Annotated in this window: 17 protein-coding genes; 8 read left to right on the top strand and 9 right to left on the bottom strand. The window is 69.6% G+C overall.

The window, feature by feature from the left end; all coding sequences use genetic code 11:
* Nucleotides 1-10 precede the first annotated feature (10 nt).
* The 3 genes from ACWH43_RS14760 to ACWH43_RS14750 all read left to right on the top strand — a co-directional run bounded on the left by ACWH43_RS14760 (nt 11) and on the right by ACWH43_RS14750 (nt 4,562).
* Nucleotides 11-1,765: an ABC transporter ATP-binding protein gene (locus tag ACWH43_RS14760; RefSeq protein ID WP_158446333.1), complete on the top strand. Its 1,755-nt coding sequence runs from the start codon at nt 11-13 to the stop codon at nt 1,763-1,765.
* A gap of 104 nt (nt 1,766-1,869) precedes the next feature.
* A complete protein-coding gene (locus ACWH43_RS14755; protein ID WP_158446334.1) occupies nt 1,870-3,099 on the top strand; it encodes a putative DNA modification/repair radical SAM protein in 1,230 nt (409 codons plus the stop codon).
* Nucleotides 3,096-4,562, top strand: a complete 1,467-nt coding sequence (locus tag ACWH43_RS14750; RefSeq protein WP_158448256.1) for a UdgX family uracil-DNA binding protein — start codon at nt 3,096-3,098, stop codon at nt 4,560-4,562. The genes ACWH43_RS14755 and ACWH43_RS14750 overlap by 4 nt, the downstream gene beginning before the upstream one ends.
* Before the next feature lie 20 nt (nt 4,563-4,582).
* Here ACWH43_RS14750 and ACWH43_RS14745 read toward each other — a convergent pair whose 3' ends face one another.
* From ACWH43_RS14745 to ACWH43_RS14720, 6 genes are all read right to left on the bottom strand, one after another.
* Entirely contained in the window at nt 4,583-5,392 is an 810-nt protein-coding gene (locus ACWH43_RS14745) for an inositol monophosphatase family protein (protein WP_158446909.1), read from the bottom strand.
* Between the two features lie 43 nt (nt 5,393-5,435).
* Entirely contained in the window at nt 5,436-6,242 is an 807-nt protein-coding gene (locus ACWH43_RS14740) for an inositol monophosphatase family protein (RefSeq protein ID WP_158446910.1), read from the bottom strand.
* On the bottom strand, nt 6,232-6,960 hold the full coding sequence (locus ACWH43_RS14735) for an ABC transporter permease (RefSeq protein WP_158446911.1): 729 nt from the start codon (nt 6,958-6,960) through the stop codon (nt 6,232-6,234). Before ACWH43_RS14735 ends, ACWH43_RS14740 begins: the two co-directional genes overlap by 11 nt.
* A 2-nt stretch (nt 6,961-6,962) precedes the next feature.
* Entirely contained in the window at nt 6,963-7,661 is a 699-nt protein-coding gene (locus ACWH43_RS14730) for an ABC transporter permease (protein WP_260347902.1), read from the bottom strand.
* 95 nt (nt 7,662-7,756) lie between these two features.
* A complete protein-coding gene (locus tag ACWH43_RS14725) occupies nt 7,757-8,554 on the bottom strand; it encodes a transporter substrate-binding domain-containing protein (RefSeq protein WP_158446913.1) in 798 nt (265 codons plus the stop codon).
* A gap of 11 nt (nt 8,555-8,565) precedes the next feature.
* Nucleotides 8,566-9,342, bottom strand: a complete 777-nt coding sequence (locus ACWH43_RS14720; protein WP_260347901.1) for an ABC transporter ATP-binding protein — start codon at nt 9,340-9,342, stop codon at nt 8,566-8,568.
* Nucleotides 9,343-9,553: 211 nt separating this feature from the next.
* Between ACWH43_RS14720 and pdxR the strand changes: the two genes are divergently transcribed.
* The 4 genes from pdxR (at nt 9,554) to ACWH43_RS14700 (ending at nt 14,066) form a co-directional block, all read left to right on the top strand.
* Nucleotides 9,554-11,035, top strand: a complete 1,482-nt coding sequence (gene pdxR / locus ACWH43_RS14715; RefSeq protein WP_260347900.1) for a MocR-like pyridoxine biosynthesis transcription factor PdxR — start codon at nt 9,554-9,556, stop codon at nt 11,033-11,035.
* 62 nt (nt 11,036-11,097) lie between these two features.
* The gene (locus ACWH43_RS14710) at nt 11,098-11,898 is read left to right on the top strand and encodes a 2-keto-4-pentenoate hydratase (RefSeq protein WP_377785404.1); all 801 of its coding nucleotides are present in this window, start codon (nt 11,098-11,100) and stop codon (nt 11,896-11,898) included.
* Between the two features lie 330 nt (nt 11,899-12,228).
* Nucleotides 12,229-12,513, top strand: coding sequence for a hypothetical protein (locus ACWH43_RS14705; RefSeq protein WP_158471768.1), 285 nt, complete (start codon nt 12,229-12,231; stop codon nt 12,511-12,513).
* A 785-nt stretch (nt 12,514-13,298) separates the two neighbouring features.
* On the top strand, nt 13,299-14,066 hold the full coding sequence (locus ACWH43_RS14700; RefSeq protein WP_158444054.1) for an SGNH/GDSL hydrolase family protein: 768 nt from the start codon (nt 13,299-13,301) through the stop codon (nt 14,064-14,066).
* A 274-nt stretch (nt 14,067-14,340) separates the two neighbouring features.
* On the opposite strand, the gene ACWH43_RS14695 is transcribed toward ACWH43_RS14700, so the two are convergent.
* From ACWH43_RS14695 to ACWH43_RS14685, 3 genes are read right to left on the bottom strand one after another with little or no spacing between them, the layout of a single operon-like run.
* Nucleotides 14,341-15,402, bottom strand: coding sequence for a hypothetical protein (locus ACWH43_RS14695; RefSeq protein WP_158444055.1), 1,062 nt, complete (start codon nt 15,400-15,402; stop codon nt 14,341-14,343).
* A 41-nt stretch (nt 15,403-15,443) separates the two neighbouring features.
* Nucleotides 15,444-16,304, bottom strand: coding sequence for an ABC transporter permease (locus ACWH43_RS14690; RefSeq protein WP_158444056.1), 861 nt, complete (start codon nt 16,302-16,304; stop codon nt 15,444-15,446).
* A gap of 4 nt (nt 16,305-16,308) precedes the next feature.
* Nucleotides 16,309-17,247, bottom strand: coding sequence for an ABC transporter permease (locus tag ACWH43_RS14685; RefSeq protein WP_158444057.1), 939 nt, complete (start codon nt 17,245-17,247; stop codon nt 16,309-16,311).
* A gap of 104 nt (nt 17,248-17,351) precedes the next feature.
* Between ACWH43_RS14685 and ACWH43_RS14680 the strand changes: the two genes are divergently transcribed.
* Entirely contained in the window at nt 17,352-18,284 is a 933-nt protein-coding gene (locus ACWH43_RS14680; RefSeq protein ID WP_158444058.1) for a LysR substrate-binding domain-containing protein, read from the top strand.
* Nucleotide 18,285: the final 1 nt, after the last annotated feature.

Raw genomic sequence — 18,285 nt, 5'->3', positions numbered from 1 at the left:
GGAGACGGATATGGATCTGATCAAGCGGTTCGCCGCCTATTACCGGCCGCATCGCGGCCTCTTCATGCTCGATTTCGGCAGCGCGGTCGCTGCCGGCCTGCTCGAACTGGCCTTCCCCGTCGCGGTCACCCTCTTCATCGACCGGCTGCTGCCGACCGGCGAGATCGGCCTGATCGCGCTCGCCGTCGCCGGGCTCTTCGTCGCCTATCTGATCAGCGCGGGGCTGCAGGTCGTCGTGACCTATTGGGGCCACAAGCTCGGCATCGGCATCGAGACCGAGATGCGGGCCAGGGCCTTCGACCATCTGCAGAAGCTCTCCTTCGGCTTCTTCGACAACCAGAAGACCGGCCATCTCGTGGCGCGGCTGACCAAGGACCTGGAGGAGATCGGCGAGGTCGCGCATCACGGGCCGGAGGACCTGTTCATCGCGATCATGACCCTGATCGGCGCCTTCGCGCTGATGCTGTGGGTGCATGTGCCGCTCGCCATCGTCACGGCGCTGGTGGTGCCGCTGACCGCCTTCGTCACCATCCGCTACGGCAGCCGGATGACCCAGAACTGGCATGCGCTCTACGGGCGGGTCGGCGATTTCAACGCCCGCATCGAGGAGAATGTCGGCGGCATCCGCGTCGTCCAAGCCTTCGCCAACGAGGAGCATGAGCGCCGGCTCTTCGCCGAGAGCAACCGCCGCTACCGCGACACCAAGCTCGCCGCCTACAAGCTGATGGCCGCCTCGACCTCGCTGTCCTATCTCTCGATGCGCTTCGTGCAGGTCGTGGTGATGCTGGCGGGCGGCTGGTTCGTGGTGCGCGGCGAGCTGACGGCGGGCGGCTTCGTCGGCTTCCTGCTGCTGGTCGGGGTCTTCTTCCGCCCGGTCGACAAGATCAACGCGGTGATCGAGACCTATCCGAAGGGCATCGCCGGCTTCCAGCGCTATCTCGAATTCCTGGCGACCCGTCCGGACGTCGCCGACAGGCCGGGTGCCCGCGCGGTCGAGCGGCTGCGCGGCGACATCGCCTATCGGGAGATGCGCTTCGGCTACAGCGCCGAGCGGCCGATCTTCGACGGGCTCGACCTCGACATCGCGGCCGGCGAGACCGTCGCCTTCGTCGGCCCGTCCGGCGCCGGCAAGACCACGATCTGCTCGCTGCTGCCGCGCTTCTACGAGGTCGCCGGCGGCGCGATCCTGATCGACGGCATCGACATCCGCGACATGACGCTGCAATCGCTGCGCTCGAACATCGGCATCGTGCAGCAGGACGTCTTCCTCTTCGCCGGCAGCATCCGCGACAACATCGCCTATGGAAGGCTCGACGCGACCGAGGAGGAGATCGTCGAGGCGGCCCGGCGCGCCCGGCTCGACGGCGTCATCGCGGCGCTGCCCGATGGGCTCGACACCGTGATCGGCGAGCGCGGCGTCAAGCTCTCGGGCGGCCAGAAGCAGCGGCTCGCCATCGCCCGCATCTTCCTGAAGAACCCGCCGATCCTGATCCTCGACGAGGCGACCTCGGCGCTCGACACCGAGACCGAGAAGGCGATCCAGCAATCGTTGGCGGAATTGTCGCAGGGGCGCACGACGCTGGTGATCGCCCATCGCCTCGCGACCATCGCCAATGCGGACCGCATCGTCGTCGTCGAGAACGGCGACGTCGTCGAGCAGGGCAGCCACGCCCAGCTCCTGGCCCGCAAGGAGGGGCGCTATCGCAGCCTCCACGCCGCCCAGGCCGGCCATGGCGGGGCGGTGCCGGGCAACGCCGTCGCCTGACGCGGTCCGCGCCGGCCGGGGCGGCTTCTGCGGCCGCCCTGCCACATCCCGCGCGATCCTCGCCGGAGTTGCAAAAGCCGATTAGAACATATAGTGAACATTACATGAAGCGTTCACTGAAAGAGCGGCTGGCGATCCTTTCGGATGCGGCGAAATACGACGCCTCCTGTGCCTCGAGCGGGGGCGAGAAGCGCGATTCGCGCAAGGGCGGCATCGGCTCCTCCGGCGGCAGCGGCATCTGCCATGCCTACACGCCGGACGGCCGCTGCATCTCGCTGCTGAAGATCCTGATGACCAATTTCTGCATCTTCGACTGCGCCTATTGCATCAACCGCGTCTCGAGCAATGTCGAGCGCGCGCGCTTCTCGGTCGACGAGGTGGTCACGCTCACCCTCGAATTCTATCGGCGCAACTATATCGAGGGGCTCTTCCTGTCCTCGGGCATCATCCGCTCGCCGGACCAGACCATGGCCGACATGGTCCGCATCGCCCGCACCCTGCGCGAGCGGCACGGCTTCAAAGGCTATATCCACCTCAAGACGATTCCCGATGCGTCGCCGGAGCTGGTGCGCGAGGCGGGGCTCTGGGCCGACCGGCTCTCGGTCAATGTCGAGCTGCCGCGGGATGCGAGCCTGCGCCGCTTCGCGCCCGAGAAGCGGCCGGAGACCATCCGCGCGGCGATGGCCCAGATGCGGCTGGAGCGCGAGGCGGCGAAGGAGAGGAGTTTCACCGGCCGCGCCGCGCCGCGTTTCGCGCCGGCCGGCCAGAGCACCCAGATGATCGTCGGCGCCGATGGGGCGGACGACGTCGCCATCCTGAGCGCGGCGACCCGGCTCTATGGCGGCTATCGCCTGCGGCGGGTCTATTATTCGGCGTTCAGCCCGATCCCGGAAGCCTCCGCGGCGCTTCCCCTGGTCAAGCCGCCGCTGATGCGCGAGCACCGGCTCTACCAGGCCGACTGGCTGATGCGCTTCTACGGCTTTTCGGCCGAGGAGATCGCCACGGGCGCGCGCAAGGGCCATCTCGACCTCGACATCGACCCGAAGCTGGCCTGGGCGTTGCAGCACCGGGCCCGGTTCCCGCTGGATGTGAACCGGGCTCCGCGCGAGCTTCTGCTGCGCGTGCCGGGCTTCGGCGTTCGCACCGTGGACCGCATCATCGCCGCCCGCCGGCACGGCGCGCTGCGCTTCGACGATCTCGTCCGCATCGGCGCGGCGATGAGGAAGGCGCAGCCCTTCGTCAGCCTGCCGGGCTGGTCGCCGCGCGGCCTGACCGACAGCGCCGCGCTGCGGGCCCGCTTCGCGCCGGCGCCGGAGCAGTTGGCGCTGCTGTGAACGTCGTCGTCACGCTGCCGCGCCAGGGCGTCGCCGCGGCCTGGCGGGCCGCGGCCCGGCTGGCGATCAGCCATCGCATCGCGCCCGAGCGGATCGACTGGAACGGCGGAGGTGGGCTGTTCGCGGGCGGGCCGCTGCCGGAGCAGCCCGGCGGGCATCGGCTGCGGGTGAGCCGCGATTTTCTGCGCCTGGCCGACGCGGTCGTCTGGCATGCCTCGCCCGAGCGTTTCGCGCTGCTTTACGAGGCGCTGTGGCGGCTCGACCGGCAGGATGGGGCGCCGCTGTCGCAGGCCGATCCGCTCGGCCGCAGGCTCGGCCTGATGGCGAAATCCGTCGGGCGCGACATCCACAAGCTGCACGCCTTCCTGCGCTTCCGCGAGTTTCCCTCCGGCGGGGAGCGGCGCGCCTTCGGCGCCTGGTTCGAGCCGGAGCACGACACGCTGGAGCCGGCCGTGCCCTTCTTCGTCGGGCGCTTCGCCGATATGGACTGGCTCATCGCCACGCCGCGGCTGACCGCGCGCTTCGAGAACGGCCGGCTTTCCTTCGCGGCCGGCGGGGTCCGGCCCGACTGGCCGGACGACGCTTCCGAGGCGCTCTGGGCCACCTATTTCACCAGCATCTTCAATCCGGCGCGGGTGAAGCTCGCCGCGATGCGGTCGGAGATGCCGAAGAAATACTGGCGCAACCTGCCCGAGACCCGCCTCATCCCCGCCATGCTCGCCGATGCCGGGCGGCGGGTCGAGCGCATGCGCGCGGCAAGCGCCAGCCCGCCGCGTGCCGGGGCGGCGGCGGTCTCGGCGCGCTATCGCGCGGGGCTGCCCGCGCCGGCCGAATGGCCGGACGATCTCGGCCAGGCCCGGCAGGCCGCCATGCAGTGCCGCCGCTGCGGGCTGTGCGAAGCCGCGACGCAGACCGTCTGGGGCGAGGGGGACCCACAGGCGCCGGTCATGGTCGTCGGCGAGCAGCCGGGCGACCGGGAAGATCTCGCCGGCCGGCCCTTCGTCGGCCCCGCCGGCCGGCTGCTGCGCGAGATCATGGCCGCGCAGGGTCTCGACCCCGGCTCCGCCTGGCTGACCAATGCCGTCAAGCATTTCAAGTTCGTGCCGCGCGGGAAGCGGCGCCTGCACCAGAACCCGGACCGCCGCGAGATCGACCATTGCCGCTGGTGGCTGGGGCTGGAGCTGGCCTTCATCCGGCCCCGGATCGTGCTGGCGCTCGGTGCGTCCGCCGCCTTCGCCCTGACCGGCGACGAGCGGCCGCTTTCGCGCCGGCGCGGCGCGTTCGAGGCCGGCCTGCATGGCGGGCCGGTCCTGGTCTCCTGGCACCCTTCCTATATCCTGCGGACGCCGGATCCGGGCGAGCAGGCGCGGCTGCGGCGCGAGCTCGCGGCCGACATCGCGGCAGCACTGGCCCGCGCCGGCGATTCTGCCGCGATGCCTCCTCCGCCCGCCATGCCGCCATGACGGCTTCGTCCTGGCGCGGCTCAGGCCGAGCGGAAGATGTCGACGAAGAGGCCGTGGAACTGGCGCGGCGCGACGACGAGGCTCCGGCAGTCGAGCGGGTCGCCCGCGCCGTCGATCTCGGTCGCGAGGCAGCCGGCCTCGCGCGCGATGATGACGCCGGCGGCCAGGTCCCACAGGTCGAGCTTGGCGCCCGAGGCCCAGAAGCCGTCGAAGCGGCCCTCCGCGACATAGGCGATCTCCAGCGCCGCCGAGCCCGGGCTCCTGATCCCCGAAACCCGGGGCATGATCGCGGCCATCTCGCGGGCGGCCTTCTCGGTGTCGCCCTTGCCGTTATAGGGGAAGCAGGTCCCGACGACGGCATGGGCCAGCGAGGCGCGGCTCGACCCGCTCAGCCGCCTGTCGCCGAGATAGGCGCCTTCGCCGGCGGCGGCCCAGAACAGCTCGCCGCTCAGCGGGTTGTAGGTGACCCCGGCCGTGACCTCCTCGCCCTCCATCAGGGCGAGCGACACCGAGAATTGCGGGATGCCGTGCAGGAAGTTGTTGGTGCCGTCCAGCGGGTCGATGACGATCCTGGGCCCGTCGCCGGCATCGGGCGAGGCGCCGCCCTCCTCGCCCAGCACCGCGATACCGGGCAGGGCCTCGTTCAGGAAGGCGACGATCAGCCGCTCGGATTCGATATCGGCGGCGGAGACGAAATCGGATGGACCCTTCTCGAGGATCGACAGGGCGGAAAGCTGGGCGAAATGGCCGGCGAGCGAGGCGCCGCCGATCCGGGCGGCCTCCTTCATGGCGTCGACGATGGCGCGGCGGGTCCGGGGCGTGCTGGGCATGACGGGGCGACCTGGCTGGGAGTCGGGATGCTGCGCGGCGGGCCTACGCGGCCGGCGTGCCTGCGGGCCGCCGGCGGGCGATCCGGTCGAGGGCGGCCCGATGCAGCGCGGGATTGGCCGCCGCCAGGCAGCGCCCGCTCGAATGCAGCGTCAGCGGGGCGCCCTCCCAGTCGGTGATGACGCCGCCGGCATTGGCGATGACCGGGACATGGGCGAGCACGTCGTGCGGGGTGGTGAAGCGGTCGATGGCGACGTCGATCCCGCCCGAGGCGAGCCGGCCATAGGCATAGCAACTGCCGCCATAGACGCACCAATGCACCGAGGAGCGCAGCGCCTCGAAGACCGGCAGGCTCGCGGGATCGTAGAGCTCGATATTGCTCGTCGACAGCACCGCCTCGGACAGGACGGTCCGGCCGGAGGTCGCGACGCGCCTGCCGTTCAGGGTGGTCGGGAAGCCGTCCGCGCCGATCCAGCGCTCGCGGGTCATCGGCTGGTCGATGACGCCGAGAACCGGGACGCCGCGATGGGCGAGGGCGATCAGCGTGCCGAAGACCGGGATGCCGGCGACGAAGGCCTTCGTGCCGTCGATCGGATCGAGCACCCAGACATAGTCGGCCCCGGTCGCCTGGGCGCCGAATTCCTCGCCCTGGATGCCGTGCTCCGGGAAGGCCTCGCCGATGCGCCGGCGCAGCTCCGTCTCGACGCGCCGGTCGATCTCGGTCACCGGGCTGTCGTCGCCCTTGGAGTCGAAGGCGTTGATGCGGCCGGCCGCCTCGCGGATGATCGCGCCGCTCGCCTCGGCCATCTCCTGGGCGAAGGCGATGAAGTTCCTGATGTCGCTAGTCGGCATGGCGGACCTGTTCGGGCGTCGCGGCGGCGCTCGCGAGCGGCCGCTGGTGCTTGCTGAGGGCGTATTCGGCGAATTTGAAGCAGCGCGTGATGACCAGCGTGATCGCCAGATAGATCAGCGCCGCCATGATGAAGATCTCGTAGGGCGAGAAGGTGCTGGCGACGATGGTGTTGGCCACGCCGGTCAGCTCCATCAGGGTGATCGTGCTGGCGAGCGAGGTGCCCTTCAGCATGCCGATCGCCTGGTTGCTGTAGGCGGGCAGCATCAGCCGCAGCGCGACCGGCAGCACGATCAGGCGCTGGACCTGGAAGGCGGACATGCCGCAGGCGCGCGCCGCCTCGACCTCGCCGGCCGGCACGGCCTGGATCGCGCCGCGCAGGATGTTGGTCGTATAGGCCGCCGAATGCAGCGCGCAGGCGATCAGCGCGCAGACGAAGGGCTGGCGCAGCCAGGGCCAGAGCAAGCTGTGGCGCACGGCCTCGAACTGGGCGAGCCCGTAATAGACGATGAAGATCTGCACCAGGAGCGGCGTGCCGCGGAAGAAATAGACGAAGCCATAGATCGGCGCGCGCACCGCCCGGCTGCCATTCGCGTAGAGGATGCCGAGCGGCAGCGCGAAGACGAAGCCGATGATCTCGGTCAGCAGCAGCAGCTTCAGCGTGACGACGGCCCCTTCCAGCAGGCGGGGGACGCTGTCGATCATGAGCGAGACGTCCACGGTCAGACCCTCCGCACGCCGCGGTTCGCGCGGGTCTCGAGCATGTCGATGATCAGGGAGTTGGCGATGGTCAGCGTGAGGTAGATCACGGCGGCGAGCACGTAGAAATGGAACGGGCTGCGCGTCACCGAGGTCGCGACGTAGCTGACGCGCATCAGCTCCTCCAGCCCGACGATCGAGATGAGCGAGGTGTTCTTGATCAGCGAGATCCAGATGTTGCCGAGCGCGGGCAGGGCGTAGCGCCACATCAGCGGCAGGCGGATATGGATGAACAAGGTCGCCGGCCGCATGCCGAAGGCCCTGGCCGCCTCGATCTGCCCGGCCGGGATGGCGAGGAAGGCGCCGCGGAAGATCTCGGCCGCATAGCCGCCGAAGACGAGGCTGAGCGCCAGCACGCCGGCGCCCAGCGCCGGCATCTCGAAATGGGTGTCGGGTCCGCCGATCCGGCGCAGCGCCGCCGACAGCGCGACCGTGCTGCCGAAATAGACCAGCAGGATGATCAGCAGCTCCGGCGTGCCGCGGATGCAGGTGGTGTAGACGTCGCCCGTGACCCGCAGCAGGCGCGAGGAGGAGAGCTTCGCGAGGGCGACGGCGAGCCCGATCGCCAGCCCTGCCAGCAGCGACAGGAACGCGACCTTGAGCGTGACCATCGTGCCCCAGAAGAGCTGGGTGCCCCAGCCCTGAAACAGGTCTGCCGTCATGCGTCTTTCCGGTGTCGGGCGGAGCGGGGGGCCGGGGCCGCGCGTTCCGCCCGGGCTGCGGGCAGGGGGGAGGGAGGAGAGCGAGGGCCGGCGGCTCAGTCCATCCAGACGCTCGGCAGCACCGTGAACTTCCAGTATTTCTGGTTGATCGCCTTGAAGGTGCCGTCGGCGAACATGCCTTTGAGCGCGTCGTTGACCTTGTCCGCCAGCTCGGGCTCGTTCTTGCGCAGCCCGACGCCCACGCCCGGCCCGAAATACTTGATGCTCTCCAGCTCGGGGCCGATGAAGGCGAAGTCCTTGCCGCGCTCCTCGGTGAGGAAGTCCGCCATCTTGATCGGGCCGGCCATGATCAGGTCGACCCGGCCGGAGCCGAGGTCGAGCAGCAGGGTCTCGTAATTCTCATAGCGCGCGATCTGCACGCCGGGGAACAGCTCGGTGAAATAGCGGTCATAGGTGCTGGCGCGGATCATGCCCACGACCTTGCCGTCGAGCGCCTTGGGATTGGGCTGCCCGTCGGCCGTCAGGGGCTCCAGCTTGGAGGTCTTGGGACCGACGAAGCGCCCGGTCGAGCCGCGATAGGGGATGCTGAAGTCGATGTTCTTCTGGCGCGCCTCGGTGATCGAGAGGCTGGCGAGGACGAGGTCGAACTTGCGCGCCGTCAGCGCCGGGATCAGGCCGTCGAAGGCCTGGCAGACGAATTGCAGCTCGAAGCCGGCCCGCTTGCCGATCTCGCGGGCGATGTCGACGTCGAAGCCGGTCAGGGCGCCGCCGGCGGTGCGGTAGTTGAAGGGCGGGTTGGTGCATTCGGTGCCGACCTTCACCTCGCGGGCGAAGGCGGAGCCGGCCAGCAGCAGGGCTGCGCCGGACAGAAGGGCCAGGGCCGTGTGTCTCATGGTTCCTCTCCTCACAGGACGCGCTGCAGGAAGCGCCTGCATCGTTCCGACGTCGGATTGCCGAAGATCTGCTCCGGCGTGTTCCGCTCTTCGATCTTCCCCTCGTGCAGGAAGAGCACTTCGCTCGAGACCTCGCGGGCGAAGGCCATCTCATGCGTAACGACGATCATGGTGCGCCCCTCTTCCGCGAGCAGGCGCATCACGCGCAGCACCTCGCCGACCAGCTCGGGGTCGAGCGCCGAGGTCGGCTCGTCGAAGAGCAGGAGCTTCGGGTCCATCGCCAGCGCCCGCGCGATGGCGCAGCGCTGCTGCTGCCCGCCCGAGATATGCGCCGGGTAATGGAAGCGCTTGTCAAACAGGCCGACCTTGGCGAGCAGGGCCTCGGCCCGCTCCTTCGCTTCCGCCTTGGGCACGCCGAGCACCTTGATCGGCGCGATCGTCACATTGTCGAGGACGGTCAGGTGGCTCCACAGGTTGAAGCTCTGGAACACCATGCCCATGCGGCTGCGGATCCGGCTGATCTGCCGCGCGTCCAGGCGCGCGGCGCCGTCGCCGCGGCGATCCAGGTTGAGCTGCTCGCCCTCGAAGGCGATCGAGCCGGCTTCCGGCGTCTCGAGCAGGTTGATGCAGCGCAGGAAGGTGCTCTTGCCCGAGCCGCTGGCGCCGATCATGCAGATGACGTCCCGCTCCCGGGCCGCCAGGCTGACCCCCTTGAGCACGGCGAAGTCGCCATAGCTCTTGTGGATGCCGTCTGCCGTGAGGACGGTCTTCGCCTCGGGTCGAGACACGTTCTTCCTCCGCTTGCGCTGGATGATCGGCTTTGTCCCGACCGCGATTGGCAGGGACGGTATCGGCCGCTAAAAACCGCCTCAAGTACCAATTCTGCCGAATCGGGCATACCAATCTGGCCGCGAGCTTGACCGGGCGCCCGCCGGGCCGCTCAATCCACGGCTCCCTCCGCCCGGGCGACGAGCGGCCCGACCCTTCCTGCGACGGGACATGACCGCGAGCTTCAACTACCCCTTCTGGAACACGATCGCGGTGGAGCCGAACGGCCCGGAGCCGCTCTACGACCAGATCGCCGGACAGTTGCGCCTGCTGGTCGTGGCGGGCGCGATTCCCCGCGGCGTGCGCCTGCCGCCCTCGCGTAAGCTCTCGGACGAGCTCGGCGTCTCCCGCTCGACGATCGTGCTCGCCTATAACCGGCTGAAGAACGAAGGCTATGCGCATGGGCGCACCGGCGCGGGCACCTATATCGAGAAGGACCTGCCCGAGGATCTGCACCGCCGGATCGATGCGCCGGTCCCGCCGTCGCCCCGGCGCCAGCCGCGCGCGCCGGCGGCGCGGGGGAGGGCCCTGATGGACCAGTCCCTGCCGAGCGAGCGCGAGCTGGGCTACGATCTCAGCCCCCTGCTGCCGGCGCTGGACGAACTGCCCTTCGCCGACATCCGGCGCAGCACCGCCGAATACTGGGGCTCGGAGCCCTGGCCCCAGTTCAGCTTCAGCGAGCGGCTGGGCCTGCCGGCGCTGCGCCAGCAGATCGCGAAATATCTGGGGGAATATGAGGGGGTGCCCTGCCGGGCCGAGCAGATCGCCGTCGTCGCCAGCACGACGCAGGCCTTCATCCTGCTCGCGCAACTGCTCCTCGACCCCGGAGACGGCGTCGTCGTGGAGGATCCCGGCTATCCGACCCGGGTGGCGGCGATGGTGGCGAACGGCGCGCGCGTCCTGCCGCATCGGGTCGATCTCGAGGGGCTCCGCGTCGACAGCTTCGGCCCGGAGGCGGACGGCGCGCGCATGGTGATCGCCTCGCCGACGAACCAGTTTCCCTATGGCTCGACCATGTCGATGGAGCGCCGGCTGGCCCTGCTGGCCTGGGCCCAGGCCCGCAACGCCTGGGTGATCGAATACGACTACAGCAGCCCGATCGGCATCAACCGCCAGCCGCTCGCCTCGCTGCTCTCGCTCGACACCGACCAGCGCGTGATCTTCATCGGCAATATCAACCGGATCTTCTCGCCGTCTCTCGGCCTGACCTATCTGGTGCTGCCGCCGGACCTCGTCGAGCTGTTCTATCGGGCCAAGCTCGTCTTTTCCTGCTACCTGCCGCCGCCGCTCCAGCAGATGGTGGCCGACATCATGGGGCGCGGGGTGCTGGCGCGGCATGTCCGGCGCATGCGCCTGCTCTATCGCGAGCGCGCCACGATCCTGGTCGACGCCCTGCGGCGGTCGCTCGGCGACCGCCTGCTGATCCCGGACGTCACCGCCGGCCTGCACCTGACCGCGCATGCGCGCGCCCCGCTGGACGACGCCGCGATCACCGACGCGGCCCGGCAGCGCGGCATCGATGCGCCGGCCCTGTCCCGCTACCGGCTGCAGGACGGGGCCGCGACGGGCTTCGTCTTCGGCTTCGGCAATACGCTGCCCGAGCGCATCGGCCCCGCCGTGAGGCGCTTCGCCGAGGTCATGGCCGCCGCCTAGCAGCGGTTGGGGAAACGATCGATTCATCGAGGCGGCCGCGCAGGCCGCAGAGGAGGACAGGGATGGTGGACGTGAACCAGGTGGCCGCGAGGCTGGTCGGCGAGCATGACGGCAAGGCGAGGTTCCGCCCCTTCGCGGCGGCGGCCGGCATCGCCTCGCTCGACGACGCCTATGCCGTGCAGGACCGCTATGTGTCGCTGCTGAAGCCGCGCCGCGGCGCGCCCGTCGGCTACAAGATCGGCCTGACCTCGCAGCGCATGCAGGCGATGTGCGGCATCGACCAGCCGATCGCCGGCGTCGTCCTGGCCGACCGGCTGCATCGCTCCGGCGCGCGCGTCGCCATCGCCGATTACGGGCGGATCGGCCTCGAATTCGAGATCGGGGTGCGCATCGGCCGCGACATCCCGCCCGGCGGCCCCGCCTTCACGGCCGAGAGCATCGCGAGCCATGTCGCGGGCGTCTGCGCCGCCATCGAGATCGTCGACGACCGCGCCGCCGACTATGCCGAGCTCGACGTGCTCTCGCTGGTCGCCGACAATTCCTGGAACGGCGGCGTGGTGCTGTCCGCGTTCCGCAGCGACTGGCCGGCGCTCGATGCGGTCGCCGGCGTGGTGAGCCGCGACGGCGTCGAGATCGACCGCGGCCAGGGGCGGGACGTGCTCGGCCACCCCTTCGCGCCGCTCGCCTGGCTGGCGAACGCGCTCGGCGCGAAGGGCCGCGGCCTGCACGCCGGCGAGATCGTCATGACGGGCAGCCTGGTCACCACCCGTTTCCCGGCCCGCAGCGAAACCTATCGTTTCGCGCTGGACGGCATCGGGGCGGTCGAGCTCGCGGTCCTGGCAGAACCGGCGGACGGCGCCTGAGGGGCGCTTGCTCGCCCCGCCGCGGCGGAGGCCGGCCACGGCGGAGGCGCTGGCCAAGACGGGCGGCCGCTCGCAAGGCGACTTCATCCGAAGGCTGGCGCCGCTGGCCGCGTGATCGGCCGGGAGCCGCGACGCCTCGCCGAAGCGGCAATCCGGGCCGGCGGCATGGCCTCGGCACCGCTGCCCGCCGATGACGCTGGCGCGATTCTTCCGGGGCGGGGCGCCGCGCGGACATGTCGGGACACCAATCGAAACAGTCCGGAAACAAGCGCCCGGTATGGCGGAAACAGGCAGGGTTTATCTGGCTGGCAGCAAAGTCGCCGGAGCCCCATGCCGAAACCCGTTCTCCCGCCGCCGCCGCTTTCGGAGCTTGCCGGGCCTGCCGCGCCGTCGCGCCTGCGCGGGGCGGTCTGCTGGGGCATCGCGATCCTGTGGGCTGTCCTGGCCCTGGCGCGCTTTGTCCTTGCGGGGCCGGAGGACAGTGCCGCGGCCTGCCGCCACAGGATCTACCGCGACCCCGTGACCGGCCGCGAACAGGGCATCGGCGAGGCCCGCATCGCCCGGGACGGCACCGCGATATGCGGCGGTGCGGCCGATCTGGCGGCGCGGCGATGACGGGCGGATGGCAACCGGTGCCCCACCCTGCCCACCCTGCCTGACGCTTCGGACCTCTCCGCGGATGCGATGATGCCGGCGGCGCGGCCCGGAAGGGGCCTGCCGCGTCGCGCCCCGGCCTGCCGAAGGCGCCTGGCGGCTTACAACTTTCAACCCGCCCGAAACATTCGGAAATGCTGGCGCCCGCATTTCGCCCGACCCCCTGTCGAGAGTCCCGCAGCACATAACGGGACAGACATGCTCTCAACCAGCCTTCTTCATCGCCGGGCGGCTTCCTGGGCCGTGGCCGCGACCGGGCTCGCCCTGCTCGCCCTTGCCGTCGCTCCGGCCGGCGAAGCGCCGTCCCCGGCGCAGCCCGGCCGCGCCGCCCTCGAGCTCAGCCCCTCCGGGAAGGTCCTCGACCGAGCCCCGGGGGCCGCGACGGAACCCTCCCGCTTCGCGGTCAGCCCACCGCCCTCGGACTGGAGCAGGCTGGCCATGCCCGCTTCCGGCATCGCACCCGCGACGAGCGCCGCGGAGAGATCCGGGGCAATCGGCGACCCGCGCGCCGGCAGGCCGGTTCCCATCGCGGCTGCGACGGCTCCGGCGCCTGCGCCTCATCCGGCGCGCCTCGTCGCGAGGGCGCCCAAGGCCTCTGTCGCGATCGCCGCGCTGCCGCCGCCGCGCCCGGCCTCGTTCCCCGCATCGCGGGGCATGGCTGCCGCCGCCTCGCCGGAGACCCATCCCTCGGTCGCGTCGCGGATGCTCGCTTTCGTCGGCTCGCTCGCATCGCGGGTCCGTCCGCTATGAGCGCGACCCTTTCGCCGCAGTCTCCCGCGCGCGGGCTGCGACGCTTCAGGAACGCGCTCCCGCTGGCCGCGCTCGCTCTCTTCCTCTTGCCGCTTGCCGTCGGGGTCGGCTGGCTCGCTCATCGCCGGGGGGCGGGCGGCGATCCGGCGCCGGCCTTCGACGGTTTCCGCCAGGTCCGGCTCAAGACGATCCAGGCCCAGCTCGACCAGGTGCAGGGAGATTATCTGGTGATCTTGGGCGATTCCCACGCGGAACGCCTGTTCATGCCGGTCCTCTGCGGCTTGCCGCTCGTCAATGCCGGCATCTCGGGCGCCTCCCTGGCCGATGTGCTCGACCTGACCCGGAAGGTTGCGCCGCCGCGGCAAGCGAAAGGCGTCCTGCTGGTGGTCGGCGCCAACGACATCTGGGTGAAGCGCAACCCGGAAACCGAGGCGGCCGAAGGCGGCTTCCGGTCCGGTCTCGCCGCCTTGAAGCCGCGTCTGGCGGCCTGGGGGCCTCGCCGCGCCCTGATCGCCATCCCGCCGGTCGCCGACAAGGAGAAAGCCCTGTTTCCTCCCGCGGCGGCCGCCCGTTATTCGCAGATGCTGGCCCAGTCATGCGAGCCGGAGCGCTGCGGATATTTCAACCTGTACGGGGAGGCGTCGGACAGGCCGGGGCGGCCTTCCGCCTTCAGCGACGGCGTCCATCTGCGCGATTATGCCGGCTTCGTGCGGAAACGCGAGGCGGAGCTCTGCAGCAGCCTCGGCATCGGCTCGGCCCGCTGAGGTCGCGCCGCGCCCTGAAGGCGGCGCGATCGGTCACGGAGCATCGCGTGGGGCTTCGGCAGTCCTGTGCGCCGATGTTTGCCTTCTCGTTCCAGGCTCAAGCGCTCGACGCGGCGCGCCGCGACGGGGCGCGCTCGCCGGGGAAGGCCGCCTGCCCGGAAGCAACCTGGCGAGGACGGCGCGGCGCTTGCGCGCGGAGGGCCGTGAGGAAGATGCGGCCGAAAGCAAGACCGGAAGCGTTCCTGTCCTCGACCGCTTTTTTCACGCTGTGCCCTCAGCTCCAGAACGCGCTCTGCCACAGGCTCAGCGTCTTGCCGACGCCGTTTTTCAGCGCGTTCTCATAGACGCGATAGCCGCACATCACGTCGTAAATCGCCATGCCGCGGGCGAAGTAGACGATGACGTCGCCGTCTCCGCGGCGCCCGGCGGTCTCGCCGGCGATGACCTTGCCGAGATCGATGATCTCCTCTTCCTTGGCCAGGCCGCGATCGACCATGACGCTCGGCGTCATCGTCTTGCGCTCCATGCTGATCGCCGAATTCATGACATAGCCGTCGGCGCGCGCGAGCGTTTCGAAGGTCGCGTCCCAGATCGACAGATCGACCAGCAGGCTGCCCTTCTTCATCCAGTCCGGCGCGATATAGGCGTCGTCGATCGTCTGGACGTTGGTCGCGGGAATGACGACGTCGGCATCGGCGACCGCCGCGCGGGCGGAATCGACTGCGCGGACATCGATGTGCAGCTTGCGCGAGAACTCGGCGGCGAAGGCCTTGGCGCGCTCGGTATTGAGGTCGTAGACATAGGCGACTTCGAGCTCCGGCATCACCTCGGCGGTGCAGGCGATCGCGGCCTGGTTGATCGGACCGACACCGATCAGGCCGAGGCTGCGCGAGCCCGGGCGGCGCAGATGCTTGACGCCGATCGCGCCGAGCGCGCCGGTGCGCATGCAGCTTATCACCATCGCGTCCATCAGGGCGACCGGATAGCCGGTCTCGGGGTCGAGGATCGTGACCAGGCCCGAGGCGCGGGGCCCCTTGCCGTTGAGCGGGTTGTCGGGGTTGCTCGGGATGTTCTTCAGCGCGACCTTCATCACGCCGTCGTCGTCGAGATAGCCGGCATGGATGTTCGCGCGCTTCTTGCTCGGATAACCGACGAAGTTCTTCAGCTTCTCGGCGGGAACGCCCCAGAACAGCGTGGCGGTCGGCGCCTCGATCGCCTTGCCCCGATAGGCCAGCAGCGTCGTGCGCTCGGTGTCGGCCACGGTGGCGGCGACGTCGCCGGCGCCGCAGCGCACCGCGTCCTCCTGGCTGAGATAGATGAAATTGGCTTCGCTCATGACAAGGCTCCGGGGTGGTCTTCGATGCGCGGGCGGCGGCGTCAGTCGCGCTGCCGCAGTTTCGGATCGGTGGCGTCGCGCAGGCCGTCGCCGAGAAGGTTGAGCGCCAGCACCGTCAGGAAGACGAAGACGCTCGGGAACACCGCCAGCCACCAGGCCTCGAGGATGTTCTCGAAGCCCTCGCGGATCATGCCGCCCCAGGTCGCCGTCGGCGGCTTCACGCCCAGCCCGATGAAGCTCAGCGAGGCTTCCGTGCGGATCGCCGTCGCCATCCACAGCGAACCCATCACCAGGATGTCGGCGATCAGGTTGGGCAGGATGTGGACGCGCATGATGCGCTGATGGGTGCAGCCCATCGAACGCGCCGCCTGGACGAATTCCTGCTCCTTCAGCATCAGCGTCGGCGCCCGCGCCAGCCGCACGAAGGGCGCGATCTCGGTGACGGCGATGGCGATGATCAGGTTCTCGATGCTCGCCCCCAGCACGGCGGCGACCAGCATGCCGAGCAGCAGGCTCGGGAAGGACAGCATCAGGTCGACCAGCGCCATCACGAAGGCGTCGAAGCGCCCGCCGACATAGCCCGAGATCACGCCGAGAGCCGTGCCCAGCGTCATCGCGACCAGGATCGAGACCAGCCCGACGAAGAGCGAGACCCGCGCGCCGTAGATGATGCGCGAAAGCACGTCCCGCCCATAGGAATCGGTGCCGAGCCAGAACTCGCTCGAGGGCGGCAGCAGCCGGTTGACGATGTCCTGCGCGAGGGGGTCGTAAGGCGCGATCAGGGGCGCGAACGCCGCCATCGCCACGATCGCCGCCAGCAGGAAGAGGCCGGCCCAGGCGAAGACGCCGCCGCGGGAGATGAAGCGCGTCGTGTCGCGCAGGATGGCAAGGCTCGCGGTCATTGGCTCAGGCGTTCCTGATCCGCGGATCGACCGCGGCATAGGCCAGGTCGGTGAACACGTTCGCGAGCACCACGAAGGAGGCGAAGATGATCATCAGCCCTTGCAGCAGGGTGTAGTCGCGGGTGTTCAGGGCGCCGAGGATCAGCCGTCCCAGCCCCGGCCGGTTGAAGACGATCTCGGTCAGGACGGCATTGCCGATCAGCGTGCCGAAATAGAGCCCGACCACGGTGATGATCGGCAGCAGCGAATTCGCCAGCACATGGCGCAGCGCAACCGCCGTCGGCCCGATACCCTTGGCCCGGGCCGTGCGGACGAAATCCTCGCCCAGCGTCGCCAGCATCGAGGAGCGCGTCACCCGGGCCACATAGGCGCTCATGATGATGCCGAGATTGAGCGCCGGCAGCGCGACGCCAAGGAAGCGGTCCCAGGGGCCCGCATTCGCGCTCGTCCCGATCACCGGGAACCAGCGCAACTGGATCGCGAAGGCGAGCAGCAGCAGGATGCCGGAGACGAAGGCCGGCAGCGACAGGCCGATCAGCGAGAACAGGCGGCCGACATAGTCCGGCCAGGCATTGCGATGGATCGCGGCATAGATGCCCAATGGAAGGCCGAGCGCCAGCCCGACCAGGATCGAGGCGGCGGCGAGCTCCAGCGTATTCGGCAGGACGCGCAGCGCCTCCTCGAGCACCGGGCGCTTCGTCACCAGCGAGGTGCCGAGGTCGCCATGCAGCAGCCCGCCGAGGAAGCCGAGATATTGCTGGGAGAGCGGCCGGTCGAGCCCCAGTTCGAGGCGCAGCGCGTCCAGCGCCGCGCTGCTGGCCTGGTCGCCGAGGATCACCGCCGCGGCATCGCCCGGCACGACGCGGATGATCACGAAGATCGCCGTGAACATGGCGAGCAGCGTCGGCAGTCCGAGCAATATTCGTTTCAGTGCGTATTGCATGTCGTTTGTCGCAGTCGCGGTGGCGCGACCTCCTTCTGGTGAATATCGGCAGGCGATGCTAAAACGTCCAACAACGTTTTTGGCCCGGTGTATTCCAGAGAGTTATGCCCAGAAGCATCAATCTAAGACAGGTCGAGGCGTTCCGCGCGGTGATCGAGAACGGCACCGTCAGCGCCGCCGCGCTCGCGCTCAACGTCACCCAGCCGGCGGTCAGCAAGCTCATCGCCAATCTCGAATATGATACGGGCCTGCGGCTGTTCGACCGGGTGAAGGGCAAGCTCGCGCCGACGATCCAGGGCGTGCGGCTCTATGAAGAGGTCGACCGCGTCTTCTCCGGCCTGCACCAGCTTCAGCGCGCGGTCGAGACCGTGCGCCGGGAGGAGAGGGGCCGGCTCATCGTCGGCGTGCTTCCGGCCCTGTCCGGCCATTTCATCCAGCAGGTGACAATGCGCTTCCTCGAGAGCGAGCCGCATGTGTTCATTTCGTTGATCGTGCGCGGCTCGCCGGGTCTGACCGACTGGCTCGCCACCCGCCAGGTCGATGTCGGGATTCTCAATGCCAGGGTCGAGCATGCCTATCTCGAGACCGAGCCCTTCCTCTCCCATCCGCTGGTCTGCATCATGCCGCCGGGCCATCGGCTGGCGCGGAAATCGGTGATCGGTCCGAACGATCTCGACGGCGAGCCGTTCGTCGGCTTCGACGAGGGCGTCGAGATCCGGCGCATCGTCGACGAGGTGATGGCGAGCTTCGGTTCGCGGCCGCGGCTGGTGCTGGAGGTGACGACGGCGCCGACGCTCTGCGAGTTCGTTGCCCATGGGCTGGGCCTGTCCCTGGTCCATCCGTTGATGGCGGGGCCGGTGCAGGGGCGCGTCGCGATCCGCCGCTTCGAGCCGGCGATCGACAATCATTTCCTGCTGGTCAAGGCACAGAAGGCCCGCAATGCGGGCCTTCTCGATCTCTTCATCGCGCATGCCCGCCGTTGCGGCGGCGAATTGATGCGGGAGGCGCTCGCAGCCAGGCCCGATCAGGCCGATTGAG

The organism is Allobosea minatitlanensis (assembly GCF_964020775.1).
Note: the sequence above shows the minus strand (reverse complement) of the source record. Positions and strands in the feature narration are given on the sequence as shown.

Bases quoted from the DNA above. Each gene is read 5' to 3' on its own strand.
- ACWH43_RS14760 (WP_158446333.1), top strand. From the start codon at position 11: ATGGATCTGATCAAGCGGTTCGCCGCCTATTACCGGCCGCATCGCGGC.
- ACWH43_RS14755 (WP_158446334.1), top strand. From the start codon at position 1,870: ATGAAGCGTTCACTGAAAGAGCGGCTGGCGATCCTTTCGGATGCGGCG.
- ACWH43_RS14745 (WP_158446909.1), bottom strand. From the start codon at position 5,392: ATGCCCAGCACGCCCCGGACCCGCCGCGCCATCGTCGACGCCATGAAG.
- ACWH43_RS14740 (WP_158446910.1), bottom strand. From the start codon at position 6,242: ATGCCGACTAGCGACATCAGGAACTTCATCGCCTTCGCCCAGGAGATG.
- ACWH43_RS14730 (WP_260347902.1), bottom strand. From the start codon at position 7,661: ATGACGGCAGACCTGTTTCAGGGCTGGGGCACCCAGCTCTTCTGGGGC.
- ACWH43_RS14725 (WP_158446913.1), bottom strand. From the start codon at position 8,554: ATGAGACACACGGCCCTGGCCCTTCTGTCCGGCGCAGCCCTGCTGCTG.
- pdxR (WP_260347900.1), top strand. From the start codon at position 9,554: ATGACCGCGAGCTTCAACTACCCCTTCTGGAACACGATCGCGGTGGAG.
- ACWH43_RS14710 (WP_377785404.1), top strand. From the start codon at position 11,098: ATGGTGGACGTGAACCAGGTGGCCGCGAGGCTGGTCGGCGAGCATGAC.
- ACWH43_RS14705 (WP_158471768.1), top strand. From the start codon at position 12,229: ATGCCGAAACCCGTTCTCCCGCCGCCGCCGCTTTCGGAGCTTGCCGGG.
- ACWH43_RS14700 (WP_158444054.1), top strand. From the start codon at position 13,299: ATGAGCGCGACCCTTTCGCCGCAGTCTCCCGCGCGCGGGCTGCGACGC.
- ACWH43_RS14695 (WP_158444055.1), bottom strand. From the start codon at position 15,402: ATGAGCGAAGCCAATTTCATCTATCTCAGCCAGGAGGACGCGGTGCGC.
- ACWH43_RS14690 (WP_158444056.1), bottom strand. From the start codon at position 16,304: ATGACCGCGAGCCTTGCCATCCTGCGCGACACGACGCGCTTCATCTCC.
- ACWH43_RS14685 (WP_158444057.1), bottom strand. From the start codon at position 17,247: ATGCAATACGCACTGAAACGAATATTGCTCGGACTGCCGACGCTGCTC.
- ACWH43_RS14680 (WP_158444058.1), top strand. From the start codon at position 17,352: ATGCCCAGAAGCATCAATCTAAGACAGGTCGAGGCGTTCCGCGCGGTG.